This is a genomic window from Streptomyces sp. TLI_105 (assembly GCF_900105415.1).
In the GTDB taxonomy this organism is placed as follows: Bacteria; Actinomycetota; Actinomycetes; order Streptomycetales; family Streptomycetaceae; genus Streptomyces.
In genome coordinates, this window is the sequence record NZ_FNSM01000001.1 from 8520349 (window position 1) to 8533261 (window position 12913).

Genomic DNA, 12913 nt, shown 5'->3' on the forward strand with positions numbered 1-12913 from the left:
GTCCACGGGCATCGACTGAAGCCCTTGCCGTCCTAGTGCTGTGACCGGGGACGTTTGCCGGGTGGCTCCCCTTGGTGGCTGGAAATGCTTTTCCAGCCACCAAGGGGAGGCGGGATGGCGCCACCGGTCAGGGTTCGCCGGCTGACCGAGCAGGAGGGCCAGAAACTCCAGCACATCGTCCGGCGGGGCAGTACCAGCTCGGTGCTGTTCTGCCGGCCTCGGCCGGCGGCAGCACGGTCCCGGTCGTCGCACGGCTGGTCCAGGCGGACGAGGACACCGTCCGTGACGCGATCCACCGCTTCAACGAGATCGGGCTCGCATGCCTTGACCCTCAGTGGGCGGGAGGCCGTCCCCGCCTGCTCAATGATGACGACGAGGACTTCGTCGCCCAGACGGCCACCACCCGTCCCGACTCTGCTGGGCAAGCCCTTCACCCGCTGGTCGATCCGCAAGCTCGCCGATCACTTGCGCAGGAACGGCGCCCGCCCGATCCGGATCGGGCGCGAGGCCCTACGGTGCTTACTGACCCGCCACGGGATCACCTTCCAGCGCACGAAAACCTGGAAGGAGTCTCCGGACCCGGACATTGACGCCAAGCCGGCCCGCATCGAATACGCGGTCACCGAACGGCCCGGCCGCACGTTCGCCTTCGACGAGTTCGGACCCCTCGGCATCCGCCCCACCGCCGGCTCCTGCTGGGCCAAGGAGAACCGTCCCGACCGGCTGCCGGCGACCTACCGCCGTACCCAGGGCATCACCTACTTCCACGGCTGCTCCTCCGTCGGCGACGACCGGATACGGGTCGTCAACCAGCGCCGCAAAGGCATCGACCACACCTGGGCAGCTCTGCGATCGATGCGAGACCGCCCAGACCCGGGCCCTGCACCCCTACCCGTGCTGGCGCAACAACAATGCCCGCCACCCCGACGTCCTGGCCGCCCAACGAGGCGCACGCGCCCGCGGCCGTGGCGAGAAGGGCATCCGCTGGGGCGGCCGGCCTCTCCCGACCGCGGCCTGATCGTCTACCTCGGGATCAGATGTCGCCCTGGACGAGAGCGTGGAGGTGCTCGTCATGCCATCCGTCCGCGTGCAGCAGCGCACTGCGCATGGTGCCTTCGAGGGAATATCCGGCCTTCTCCGCCACACGGCAGGATGCCGGGTTGGCCACCGAGTGACACAGACGCAGGCGATGCAGGCCAAGGTCGTTCAGCGCCCACTGGCTGACGCGTTTCGTGGCCTCGACCACCACGCCACCACCGCGGGCTGCGGGGAGTATCCAGTAGACGACTTCGGCGCTGCCGCCGCTGAGGTCGATGTCGCCCCATCCGATCAGTCCCACGGCCTCCCCACCCGGTCTCGCGATGGCCCAAATCGCGCTCACCTCGGCCCGCCAACGCTCGTGCATGCGTTCGATCCTCCGCCGCGCGTCTTCCGATGTCTCCACGAGCAGGCGGTTCCACTGACGCACCCCGGGATCCTGGCTGGCCGCTACCAGGACGTCGGCGTCGGAGACACGCCAGGGACGCAGCTCAAGGCCGCTTGGAAGGCCGAGCACCGGCTGATCCCTCGTGGCCATCCGACCCGCAGGAACGACTGGTGGTATCCGTGAGCTGGAGATCATTTCGGCATCCTGCCACAGCTTCAGCCCCGCAAAGCCGGTCGTCCGACGCCCCCGACTTCAACCCGGTGAACCTATGCGGTCACGGCACCAGGGCGCGTATCGAGTCGTGATCATCGGGTGGTCCTGGTGAGGTCTTTGATCCAGATCGTCGAGGCGTGCAGGTGGAGACTGGCGAGGTAGCTGTCGGGAGACTTGTCGTATCGGGTGTCTCACCGTCCCAGTTCCGGCCTCCCGGTACGTCACGCTCTGGGGCGGGTGAGGCACGTGGAGCCGACGTGAGCCGACCGGTGCACTGATGTCCGGGCGGGGACTCATGGGACATGGCCCGGCACCCGGCTCAGGTTCCGGGGAGGATACGGCGCGTTTCGTAGGCCCACATCGCGATCTCGACCCGGTTGCGAGCGCCGAGTTTGGCCATCAGGCTGGCCAGATGCGTCTTCACCGTGCTGAGGCTGATGTGCAGTGCATCGGCGATCTCGGTGTTGGTCAGCCCGCGAGCGACGGCGAGGAGCACCTGCTCCTCGCGGGCGGTGACGGGGGAGACCGGCTGGGCCACGGGCCGGCCGGCGGGCAGGTCCGCGAATGCCTGGAGCAGACGGACGGTGACGCTGGGCGCGATGAGCGCCTCACCGCCGGACGCCGACCGTACGGCCTGCGCCAGAAGGTCCGGTCCCGTGTCCTTGAGGAGGAATCCGCGGGCGCCGGCACGCAGCGCGCCGTAGACGTACTCGTCGAGGTCGAACGTGGTGATGACGACCACGGCCAGCGGGTCGGCGACGCCCGGGCCGGCGACCAGCCGGGTGGCCTCGAGCCCGTCGATCACGGGCATGCGGATGTCGAACAGGCAGACGTCGGGGCGCAGTTCGCGGGCCAGGCGTACCGCTTCCTGTCCGTCGGCGGCCTCGCCGACCACCTCGATGCCGGGCTGGGCGTTCAGCATGATCCGCAACCCGGTGCGGATGATCGTCTGGTCGTCAGCGACGAGGACGCGAATGGACACCGCTCTCGCTCCTCGCTCTCGGCAGTTCGGCTTCGACATGCCAGCCCCGGTCGGTACCCGGGCCGACTCGTAGTGTGCCGCCGAGCAGGGTCGCGCGCTCGCGCAGTCCGGTAAGTCCGTATCCGTCGCGACCCCGGCCGGTGCGCCGGCCGTTGTCACGCACGCTCACCCGCACCGTGTGCCGTTCCGCGGCGACCCGAACGACGAGCTCGGTCGCGTCGACCGCATGGCGCAGCGCGTTGGTCACCGACTCCTGCACGATCCGGTAGACGGCCGCGTCCACGGCCGGGGGCAGCGCGTCCAGTTCGCCGTCGAGCCCCAGATCGACCCTGAGGCGACCACCCGGGGTGCGCACCAGGCGCTCCAGATCCGCGACTCCGGCAGGGGGCGCCAGCTCGGCGCCGACCCCGCGGTCGCGCAGCGTGGCGACCATGGCGCGCATTTCCTCCAGCGTGCGCGCCCCTTCCTCCTCGACCCCCTCCAGCGCCGCGACGGCGGCGGACGGGTCGGTGCCCGCGAGCACCCGGCCCGCCTGGGCGATGATCACCATGGCCGACACGTGGTGGGCCACCGTGTCGTGCAGTTCCCGGGCGAGCTGCTCGCGCTCGCGGGAGCGCACCTGCTCCAACTGCCGCTCGCGAGCGGTCACCCGGAACCGCACGGCAGCCCCGACCACGCCGGGCAGCAGCAGGAAGACGAAGCCCACGAGATTTTCGACGACCGGGGTCTCGTCCGTGACGGAACACAGCGCGCTGGCCGCGAGGGTCACCGCGCCGCCCAGCACGATCTCGCGTCCCGATCCCCACCGGGGCAGCGCGTACACCAGCACGAGCACGACCGCGTCGGTGTACAGGCCGACGGGCTCGCGCGGTGCGGCGACGAGCGAGGCCACCTGAAGCAGGATCACCGAGCCGAACGCCAGCGTCACCATCGCCAGCGGGCGGGTCCGGCGCCACAGGGGCAGCAGGCACAGCCATACGGCGAACACCACCGCCACCGGCCGCCACACGACGTTCTCGCGCAGGGTGGCCTCCAGCGCCAGACCGGCAAGGCCCGCGGCGAGCAGCGCCCAGTCCCGCCGCACCCGGGCGGGCGCGTCGGGCGGCCGGGGTTCGGTCCACAGGGTTCGCAGGTCGTCTCGGAGCACGGTTCTCAGCCTACGGGCCGCGGCGTGCCGCGCATCGGCCGAAAGGACGGGTCGTCACTCCGCCCCGGGGCCGACGGATCCGGGGCCCGCGGGCCGATGCCGCGGAGCGCCGTGGCGACGAACCTCGGCATCGTCGGCCGTACAAGGACGGCCGACGAGGTGGTTGGAGGACCCGATGCTCTCGAAAGCCCTGTTGCGCCTGGGCGCAAGCGCCGCGCGCCATCCCTGGCGAGTGATCGCGGCATGGCTGATCGCCGCCACGCTCGCCGTCCTCGCCGCCGTCGCCTTCGGCGGGCGGACCGCGGACTCGATGACCGCTCCGGGACTGGACTCCCGAGGGGCCGCGGAACTGATCGAGCGGGCAGGCACGGGTCAGGAGGGGATGACCGCCCAAGTGGTCGTCACCCCCCTCGACGGCGGTGCGACGTTCTTCGACGACGGCGCGCGCACCGCTCTCACGCGGCTGCGGGCCGAGGTGCAGCGGCTGCCGCACGTGCTCGGCACGAGCGACCCGGCGGGGGCGCTCGACGCGGGCGGGGACACCGCCGTGCGCGGCGGCCTCGTTTCGGCCGACGGGCGGATCGCGGTCGTCCGGGTGCAGTACCCCGACCAGAGCCGGCTGTCGGCCGAGGACCTCGACGCCCTCGTCGGACTCGGTGACCGGCTGCGCGCGGAGCTGCCCCTGCGCATCGAGATGGGCGGGAACCTCTTCTACGCGTTCTCCGACCCCGACGGGGGCGTGAGCGAGCTGATCGGCCTTCTCGCCGCGGCCGCGATCCTGTTCCTGGCGTTCGGTTCGCTCGTCGCCGCCGCGCTGCCGATCGGCATGGCGGTCTTCGGGCTGACCGTCGGGGTTGCCACGATGACGGTACTGGCGGGGGTGACGGACGTCCCGACCTTCGCCCCTGTCCTGGGCAGCATGGTCGGGCTCGGAGTGGGCATCGACTACGCGCTGTTCGTGCTCGCCAGGCACCGGGAGTACCTCGCGCGCGGGCTCGATCCCCGCGAGGCGGCGGGGCGAGCGGTGGCCACGGCGGGGAGGCCCGTGGTCTTCGCCGGCGGCACCGTCGTCGTATCGATCCTCGGCCTGGCGGTCGCGAACGTACCGTTCATGACGGTGGGCGGGATCGCCGTCTCGATCGTCGTTCTGACCATGGTGGTCGCGTCGGTGACGCTGCTGCCGGCCTTCCTCGGCGCCGCCGGCCCACGCCTGTCCCGGGCCGGCCGGATCGGCCGGGCTCTGCAGACCAGGAAGCTGGGCCGACTCGCACGGCGGCGGGACCCGGCGGCAGGCGCCGCCCACGCCGCCGGGTGGCGTCGCTGGATCGGGCACGTCGGCCGGCACCCGGTGCCGTACGCGGTCGGCGCGGCGGGGCTGCTGCTGACGGCGACGCTGCCCGTGCTCGGCCTGCGCGTCGGCCTGCCCGACGACGGCTCACTGCCGCAGAGCCGTACCGAACGCCGGGCCTACGACCTCGTCGCCGAGGGGTTCGGCCCGGGCACCAACGGTCCCCTCGTCATCGCCGCGGACCCCGCCGGTGATCCGGGAGTGGTGGACCGTCTCGTCACAACGGTCGCGGCGGATCCGGGCATCGCGTCCGTCGCGCCGACGCGCATCGATCGGGCCACCGGCATCGCGACCCTCGTGGTGTTCCCGACCACCAGCCCTCAGGACAAGGCCACGGCCGACACCATCGCCCGGCTGCGCGCCGACGTGCTGCCCACGGCGATCGGGCACGGCCCGGCCAGGGCCCACGTCGGCGGCGCCGCCGCGAGCCTGTCCGATGTGGGCCGACGCACCAGCGAACGCCTGCCGTTGTTCGTCGCCGCCGTGCTGGCGCTCTCGTTCCTGCTGCTGATGCTGGTCTTCCGCTCGGCCGTCGTACCGCTCAAGGCGGTGCTGCTGAATCTGCTGAGCATCGGCGCGGCCTACGGCATCATGGTCGCGGTCTTCCAATGGGGCTGGGGAGGCGCGCTCATCGGGCTGGAAGCGACGGTTCCGATCGTGTCGTTCATCCCGATGTTCCTCTTCGCCATCCTGTTCGGTCTGTCGATGGACTACGAGGTGTTCCTCCTCTCCCGCGTACGCGAGGAGTACCTGCGCACCGGCGACAACGGCACGGCGATCGTGGAGGGCGTCGCGGGCACCGCCCGGGTCATCACGTCGGCCGCCCTCATCATGGTGGCGGTCTTCCTGTCCTTCGCCGTCGCCGAGGACCCCTCCACCAAGATGTTCGGGCTCGGCCTGGCCACCGCGATCTTCATCGACGCCACGGTCGTCCGCATGGTGCTGGTACCGGCGACCATGACCCTCCTCGGCCGGGCCAACTGGTGGCTGCCGGGGTGGCTGGACCGGGTGCTTCCCCGCGACCCGGTCGGCACCGACGACACCGACGCGGAATCCTCGGGTGAGGACCCGCGTCCACGGCTGGTTGACCGTTGACTCACACCTCCTGCCCGCCCTTGGCGTCCGGCACCTCAGCGCGTCACCCAGGGGCATATCGAGTCGTGATCATCGGGTGGTCCTGGTGAGGTCCTTGATCCAGATCATCGAGGCGCGCAGGTGGAGACCGGCGAGGTAGCTGGCGGGAGTCCTGTCGTACCGGGTGGCGATGCCTCGCCCTGCCTTGAGCTTGTTGATCAGGCGTTCGACGGTGTTCCGCTCCTTGGAGAGATCGGCGTCGTGGCTGACGGGTCGGCCACCTCTGGAACCCTTCTTCTTCCGGTTGGCGAGCTGATCCTTCTTCTTCGGGATGACCGCCCTGATACGACGTTTGCGCAGGTGGGCGCGGTTTCCGCGGGACGAGTACGCCTTGTCCCCGGCGACCGCGTCCGGCCGGATGCGGGGTCGGCCGACGGGCCCGCGTACCCGTACCTTCTTCAGGACGGGAATGAACTGCGGGCTGTCCGCTGCCTGGCCTGTGGTCAGGATGAACGCCGGCGGGCGGCACTTGCGGTCGGCGGCGAGGTGGACCTTGCTGGTCTGCCCGCCTCTGGAACGGCCGAGGAGGGCGGCCTTCAGCCTGAGTTTCCGCCGCCGCCGGATGCGTCGTCGTTCTTCCGGCGCGGGATCGCTTTCGGTCTCTTGCCCGTTTTGGTCTTTGAGTCCGCCCCCTTTGACCTGGCCTTCTCCTCCTCCTCGGCCGCGGCTTTCTCCAGGGCGGTGACGACGTCCTCGCCGAGGTGCATCCCGGCCGCGTCGTGGTGGGCTCGGGCGGTGGTGGAGTCGATGCCGACCAGGGACAGGTCCACCTCACCCCGCTTCGCGGCTTCCGTGATCAGGCCCTCCGGCAGGGCCTCGAAGACGCCGGCGTCACGCCACTGCCGGAAGCGGTTGTGGACGGTCGACCAGGCGCCGAACTCCGTCGGCATCTCCCGCCACTGCCCGCCCGTCCTGAACCGCCAGATCACGCCCTCGAACTGCTGTCGCAATCGCTCGGGGTACGGGCCGTACTCGCCGATCGGCAGGTACGGCTCGATGAACTCCCCATCGAGATCGGCCAGTTGCACTCGCGGCACGATAAGACCGTCTATCGGACCGGACTGTGCCACGAAGGCACATCCCGCAAATTGATCACGACTCGATACGCGCCCTAATGGCGTCCCCTAGGGCGTGGCACGCCGTGCCCCGGGATGGCGTTCGCGGAGGACGGCGAAGCCTCTGCCGCACGACATCGTGCAGGGAGCTATGAGTGAGCCTCTTCCATCCTGTGCCGGAGGGTGAAATGGGCTGGGTCAGCAAGTGTGGTGACGAGGCAGACCCCCTTGTCGTCGGCGTGGTGATTCCACTCAACACGCCGGCGACCGAAGGGGCCCTGCTGGTTCCGTATCCTGCCATGCTCGACGTCCCGTATGAGCTCGTCGAGCATGTCGCCTGGTTGCTGTACGAGCACCGCCGGGCCCGCAACGCACGTTGGCGCAAGCTCGGATGCTTCGACCAGGCACTTCTCACGCTGGTACACCTGCGGAAGAACGAGACGTTCTCGCAGCTCGGAGCGGGTTTCGGGATATCCCAGGCCACCGCCTGGCGCTACGTCGACGAGACCTTGGACGTGCTGGCCGGCTGGGCGCCCGGTATCCACGAAGCTCTCACCGGCCTCGGTGAAGGCGACCACGTCGTCGTTGACGGCACCTTGATTCCCACCGACCGGATCCGCGCGGACGAGCCGTACTACTCGATGAAGCACCGCAAGCACGGCATGAACGTGCAGGTCATCGCCCGCCCCGACGGAACACCGCTCTGGTTCTCCCGCGCGACACCCGGCCGCACCCGCGATCTGACCGCGGCCCGAGCCCGTGGCATCGTCCAGGCCTGCCTGACCCGGCAGATCCTCGTCCTCGCCGACCGCGCCTGCCAGGACGTCGGCGCCACCGTCCGCACCCCGTATTACCACCACCGCGAACAACCCCCGGATTACCAGCAGTCCAACCATGACCACGCCCGCCTGCGGGCCCCGGGAGAACGCGCCTTCGCCCAGCTGAAGTCCTGGCGGCTACTCCGGCGGCCCCGATGCTCCACCCGCCGCATCAGCACCATCGTTCAGGCCGTTCACACGCTGCTGACCTGCAACTATCCAGGATGAAAGAGGTTCAGCGACGGCTGAGCTTCTCCGAAGCGGGTTCTTCTCGCCTGACGGTGACCACACTGGACGTAGGCTGCGGGCAGCGAGTTCGTCCGAGCCTTGGAGGCATGCCGACGTGAAGGCGACACTGAGTCTGTGGAAGCAGAACCTCGGCGCCTTACCGGAGTCGCTGTGGCAGCGGACCGAACTGCACGTGCTGATCCTCGCGGACAACGCACTGACACGGATCTCGCCCCAGATCGCACGACTACGGCAGTTGCACACGCTGGACCTGGGCCACAACGATCTCGCCTCGGTCCCGGACGAGCTGACTGAGCTACCGCTCACCCAGTACCTGTACCTGCACGACAACCAGCTGAAAGAACTTCCCCGATCGCTCGGCCGGCTCACCGCCCTCCGATACCTCAACGTCGGGGGAAACCACCTCACCAGTCTCCCGGACACCATCGGCGAAATGGTCGGACTGGTGGAACTTCGGGCCGAGCACAATCGACTCACCGCCCTCCCCGAATCGATCGGCCGACTGCACCGGCTCCGCGAGCTATGGCTGCGGGGCAACGCACTCACGTGCCTGCCGGAATCCGTCGGCGCCCTGGCCGAACTGCGCCACGTCGACCTACGAGAGAACGCCCTGCCGGACGTCCCAGAGGCCCTGGCGGGACTCTCACGGCTCCGCCATCTCGACCTGCGGAGCAACAGACTCCACACCCTGCCGCGCTGGCTGCCCGAGCTCCCCTCACTCGAGAAACTGGACCTCCGCTGGAACAACATCGAGCCCGCGCCACGGCTGCTCGATCTCCTTGCGCGACGAGGATGCATCGTCTGGACGTAGAGAGCGTCCTCGGGGTGGTGCGAACTCAGAGTTACCGCACCACAGAAGTTGTGCCAGAACCCGAACGGGTTCTGGCACAACTTCTGTGGTGTCGAGTCGAAGCTCGTTGACCGAGGCCGGAGTACGCCGGGAACCGGCAAGTCAGCCGCTTGACCTGAGGCAGACACAAACCCGGGCGGTGTGGCTCCACGGAAGTTGTGCCAGAGCCCCTTCTCACGTACGAAGCCACGCCGGGGCAAGCGTCGCTGGGACTGATCTGGCGATGGTCTTTGACCAGCTGATGAGCACGGAACCGTTTCGGAAGAATTGGGTGGTCCGTGTGGCGAGCGTCCCGGCATTCTGGTTTCAAGATGAGGGGGCGTGTGCGTCGAGCGATCAGGTGGAGATCGAGCAGAAGAACCGGCAGTGTCTTGAGCCGTTCGTGGTGCGAGCGCGCCGTGTGACAGAGCACTCCCTTGCTGATGACTGGGAGAAGCTCGTGGAGCTCATCGACCCGAAGTTCGGGTTCCGTTCCGAGAACGGTGAGGCCCGGATCTGGCATGAGCTGCCGGCCGAGGAGGTAGTCGAGTCCGCTGCGGCGCGGATCCGGCCGATCCTCTTGGAGGCCGAGGACCGCTTCCACATGAAGGCGTTGAAAGCACTGGGCTACGCCTGCTGGGAGCTGCCGCGGGACGCGGAGTGGATACGAGCAGTACGCGCCGAGTGGAAGAAGCGGGTGGCGCCCGCCACACCTGCGGAGGCCGCTTACCGGGTCTTGGCCGACCCCTGCGTGCCGACGGGGGCCCAGGACGGACCCTCGGCAAGATCCGAAGGGCGGGGACCAACACCCCACGGCTTGACGGCTTAACTGCATGAGGTGTCCTTCCCACGCGATAGCCGTGGGGAAGAGGAGCGGTTGCTGGCGGGCCTGACCTGTTGTCCGTGCCGCGTTGTCGGTGGTGGTTGAGAAGCTGACCGGTATGAACAGCGACGAGCAGCTGTTGCGCGGTCGGGTCTACGGCCGCGATCACGACGACCCCGATCCGGGTCCGCGGCCGGACCGAACCTACGCCGAACTCGTCGGCGGCCCGCTGGACGGTCTTCTGCTGGACATCCACGGATGTCGGACCAAGGAGGTCGACGACGGCGTCGCCCTGACCACCGAACTCGGCCGGTGGCTCGGAGGTCGGGCGCTGTACGACCCGCGCCTTTCCGCCGTCGGCTGACCGGGACGGAGCGCCGGAGGGTCCGAGAAATGGTTTGCCGACCCGGTGGCTGTGTGTCACCGTTCGGCCTGGACCGGAAGTTGATCATCGGCGGTCGGTCGATGTCGACATGTCGGCGGCCTCTCGGGGATCCACCGGAGAGGTGACGAAACGAGGGGAACCGGTGTCGTGGGGAACAGTTACGAGGACGAGTGTCGCCGGTCGTTGGCCGAGGAGCAGGCGAGGAGCCTTGCCGGGACCAATGACTGGGAACATGTGGACAGGGAGCGGGTACACCAGGACTGGGACGTCCTGTACCGGGAGATCACGGCTTTCCTGGACGGCGGCTCCCTGCCCGGGGACCAGCAGATCCAGGAGCTCGTCCGCAGGCACTTCGACATCGTCTGCCGGTTCTACACCCCCTCCAGGGAGGCTTACGTCGGCATGTCGCTCTTCTACGCCGAGGACGAGGCCATGAGGGCGTTCCACGATTCCTACCACCCCGGGCTGGTGGAGTTCCTGGGCGCCGCGATCAAGGTGTTCGCCGAGCAGGGGAGCGGGTTCGCCCCCAGCGCACGGGCCGAGGCTTCGGCGTAGTCGCGCGACACGGGCCAGGACATGCAGGGGCGGGTGCGCCGTAGTCGTATGACCGGCAGTCATGATCAGGTCGTAGTGACCGGCGAGAACGGCGTAGGAGTGGGCCACATTCCGCACCGTAGTCAGCATAGGCGTCGGCTGATAGGGCAGATCGAGCTGACCGGGCGTGCAGTCTGCGGAACATCGGGACGACCAACGGTCCTCCGCAGTGGTGTCGGTACCTCGACGCGGTGAACCTCAAGACGAACGCGGCCACGGCCCGACGGCTCGAACTCCAGACTGCGCCCCCGCTTACCAGCAGGCGCGGGCCAGCCCGGGTGACGGCCCCAGCGCGGGTTCTCGACGATGTACCGGGTGCTCATGCCGCACTGCGCGGCGATCTCGCGAAGGTGACGCCCTCCCTCCCGGCCGGGGGAGCGGGGTGCCGGTGGCTACCGTGGTGACCGGTTCTCCTCTGGGGAATCTGCTGGCCGACGGGGCTTGCTCACCACCTTCGGGTGGCGGTCTTCAAACCAGGCCCCGTCGGCCCTTTCCTTGTGCGCGACGGAGCCGGTCAGGCGGCCAGGGCCGTGCGCGCGGCGTGCAGGGCGTCGTCGAGGGTGTCGGCGGTGCGGTCGTGCCCAGCGGACCCGCTCGCCTCGTCCGGGTCGATGCTCCATCCCCAGCCGGTCTCGGGGTGCCCGTCGATGACGACGGTGTGGTCGCCCAGGGTGACGGTGAGGGAGAGGCTCCCTCCGGGGTGGGTGGCGGTCTCGATCGCGGCCCCGGGGCCGAGGATGTGGGCGGCGGCGGAGCGGGCTTCGTCTGTGCTGGTCATGGGGTTCTCCTCATGGGGGACGGTGAGAACGACGGTGCGGTCATCGGGGTCGGTCAGAACCTGCAGGCCCGGGTGGCACCGGCGCCGGCGGGTGCGGTCAGGCCGAGCCGGAGATAGCCGGTGGTTGGCGGTGCCCGGTCGGGTACAGCTCCAGGACGGCGCCGTGCGCGAGCGTTGCGGCGTAGCGCTCGGGGCCGGTGCCGTGCTGCTCGCGTACAAGCGTGAGCCCGAGGCCGCTGTAGAAGTCGCGGCAGGCGCCGAGCCGGTCGGTGTAGAGAACGATCAGATCGTTGATCATCACTGGCGCTCCTGGGGTCTGTGGTAGCCGTGAGAGGGAGGGGCGCCCGCCCCCCCCCGGTTGCTCCCAAAGGGGGCAGGTGGTCTAGCGGCCTCCTGCTCACTTGTAGACCTCCTCGCCGGTGCGCCTGCTCGTGATCCTCAGTGTTCCGTCGGGTTCCGCCTAGATCACATTGCCCTTGGTGACTGCGATCAACCTGCCAGGGATGTCGTAGGCATTGTCGGTATGTAGATGTTGGGGTTTGAAGTGACGTCTGCGGTGAGGATCGTGTTTCGTTTGGAAGCCCACGATCATGGGTTCCAGGGCCTGGCTGTCGTGGGTGTGGGCGGCCGGGGTGCCGACGAGGAGGGGCAGGCCGTTCGCGTCCGACAGGACGTGCATTTCGGAACCCGCTTTGCCACGGTCCACGGGGCCCGGACCGGTGGGTTCGCCCCCCTTTTTTCGCCCTGACGTGGGCGCAGTCGAGGACGGCGCGGACAGGTCGAGCAGGTCGGCGTCGTCGAGACGGTGCAGGACCTCCTCGTGCAGCCGGCCCCGCACCCCGGCACGGGACCAGATCAGGAACCGGCGATGGGCTGTCGACTTCGAGACCCCGAAGCAGGGTGGCAGGGCCCGCCAGGCGCAACCAGACACCAGCACGTAGATGATCGCGGCGAACAGCGTTCCATCGGGCGTGTCCTGCGTCCCGCCGCCCTGTGGCCGTACCCTCGACGGCGGGATCAGTGGCTTCGCGATCTCCCACAGCCCGTCCGGAACAATCCAACTCCACGTACCCCGCCCCATGACGGTCTCAGCGACCGGCTCACCACATAGGACACGGTCTTAGCGGCCAGG

12 protein-coding genes and 2 pseudogenes are annotated in these 12913 nt (G+C 69.2%); 7 read left to right on the forward strand and 7 right to left on the reverse strand.

Going from position 1 to position 12913, the window contains the following annotated elements:
* The first annotated feature begins 114 nt into the window (after positions 1 to 114).
* Positions 115 to 1018, forward strand: a pseudogene (locus BLW86_RS38980) (helix-turn-helix domain-containing protein).
* Between the two features lie 15 nt (positions 1019 to 1033).
* Here the strand turns inward: BLW86_RS38980 and BLW86_RS38985 are convergent.
* The 3 genes from BLW86_RS38985 to BLW86_RS38995 all read right to left on the reverse strand — a co-directional run bounded on the left by BLW86_RS38985 (position 1034) and on the right by BLW86_RS38995 (position 3768).
* A complete protein-coding gene (locus tag BLW86_RS38985) occupies positions 1034 to 1621 on the reverse strand; it encodes a GNAT family N-acetyltransferase (protein WP_093878370.1) in 588 nt (195 codons plus the stop codon).
* 337 nt (positions 1622 to 1958) lie between these two features.
* Positions 1959 to 2621 carry a response regulator gene (locus BLW86_RS38990; protein WP_093878371.1) on the reverse strand — a complete coding sequence of 221 codons (663 nt, stop codon included), beginning with the start codon at positions 2619 to 2621 and terminating at the stop codon, positions 1959 to 1961.
* Positions 2596 to 3768, reverse strand: coding sequence for a sensor histidine kinase (locus BLW86_RS38995; RefSeq protein ID WP_093878372.1), 1173 nt, complete (start codon positions 3766 to 3768; stop codon positions 2596 to 2598). Before BLW86_RS38995 ends, BLW86_RS38990 begins: the two co-directional genes overlap by 26 nt.
* Positions 3769 to 3943: 175 nt before the next feature.
* On the opposite strand from BLW86_RS38995, the gene BLW86_RS39000 reads away from it, so the two are divergent.
* Complete coding sequence (locus BLW86_RS39000) at positions 3944 to 6211, forward strand: MMPL family transporter (protein ID WP_093878373.1); 2268 nt, start codon at positions 3944 to 3946, stop codon at positions 6209 to 6211.
* A gap of 69 nt (positions 6212 to 6280) precedes the next feature.
* On the opposite strand, the pseudogene BLW86_RS39005 reads toward BLW86_RS39000, so the two are convergent.
* Positions 6281 to 7287, reverse strand: a pseudogene (locus tag BLW86_RS39005) (IS5 family transposase).
* 257 nt (positions 7288 to 7544) lie between these two features.
* Between BLW86_RS39005 and BLW86_RS39010 the strand changes: the two are divergent.
* The 5 genes from BLW86_RS39010 (at position 7545) to BLW86_RS39030 (ending at position 10964) form a co-directional block, all read left to right on the forward strand.
* Positions 7545 to 8351: a transposase family protein gene (locus tag BLW86_RS39010; protein WP_093879116.1), complete on the forward strand. Its 807-nt coding sequence runs from the start codon at positions 7545 to 7547 to the stop codon at positions 8349 to 8351.
* A gap of 115 nt (positions 8352 to 8466) precedes the next feature.
* The gene (locus BLW86_RS39015) at positions 8467 to 9183 is read left to right on the forward strand and encodes a leucine-rich repeat domain-containing protein (protein WP_093878375.1); all 717 of its coding nucleotides are present in this window, start codon (positions 8467 to 8469) and stop codon (positions 9181 to 9183) included.
* A gap of 379 nt (positions 9184 to 9562) precedes the next feature.
* Positions 9563 to 10030: a hypothetical protein gene (locus BLW86_RS39020; RefSeq protein WP_143060338.1), complete on the forward strand. Its 468-nt coding sequence runs from the start codon at positions 9563 to 9565 to the stop codon at positions 10028 to 10030.
* Positions 10031 to 10142: 112 nt separating this feature from the next.
* Positions 10143 to 10388 carry a hypothetical protein gene (locus BLW86_RS39025; RefSeq protein ID WP_093878377.1) on the forward strand — a complete coding sequence of 82 codons (246 nt, stop codon included), beginning with the start codon at positions 10143 to 10145 and terminating at the stop codon, positions 10386 to 10388.
* A 168-nt stretch (positions 10389 to 10556) separates the two neighbouring features.
* Positions 10557 to 10964 carry a TipAS antibiotic-recognition domain-containing protein gene (locus BLW86_RS39030; RefSeq protein ID WP_093878378.1) on the forward strand — a complete coding sequence of 136 codons (408 nt, stop codon included), beginning with the start codon at positions 10557 to 10559 and terminating at the stop codon, positions 10962 to 10964.
* A gap of 553 nt (positions 10965 to 11517) precedes the next feature.
* On the opposite strand, the gene BLW86_RS42420 is transcribed toward BLW86_RS39030, so the two are convergent.
* From BLW86_RS42420 to BLW86_RS39040, 3 genes are all read right to left on the reverse strand, one after another.
* The gene (locus BLW86_RS42420) at positions 11518 to 11781 is read right to left on the reverse strand and encodes a hypothetical protein (protein ID WP_177181902.1); all 264 of its coding nucleotides are present in this window, start codon (positions 11779 to 11781) and stop codon (positions 11518 to 11520) included.
* 97 nt (positions 11782 to 11878) lie between these two features.
* Positions 11879 to 12079, reverse strand: coding sequence for a VOC family protein (locus BLW86_RS42425; protein ID WP_256341613.1), 201 nt, complete (start codon positions 12077 to 12079; stop codon positions 11879 to 11881).
* 162 nt (positions 12080 to 12241) lie between these two features.
* Complete coding sequence (locus BLW86_RS39040) at positions 12242 to 12862, reverse strand: IS5 family transposase (RefSeq protein WP_371129658.1); 621 nt, start codon at positions 12860 to 12862, stop codon at positions 12242 to 12244.
* Positions 12863 to 12913 lie beyond the last annotated feature (51 nt).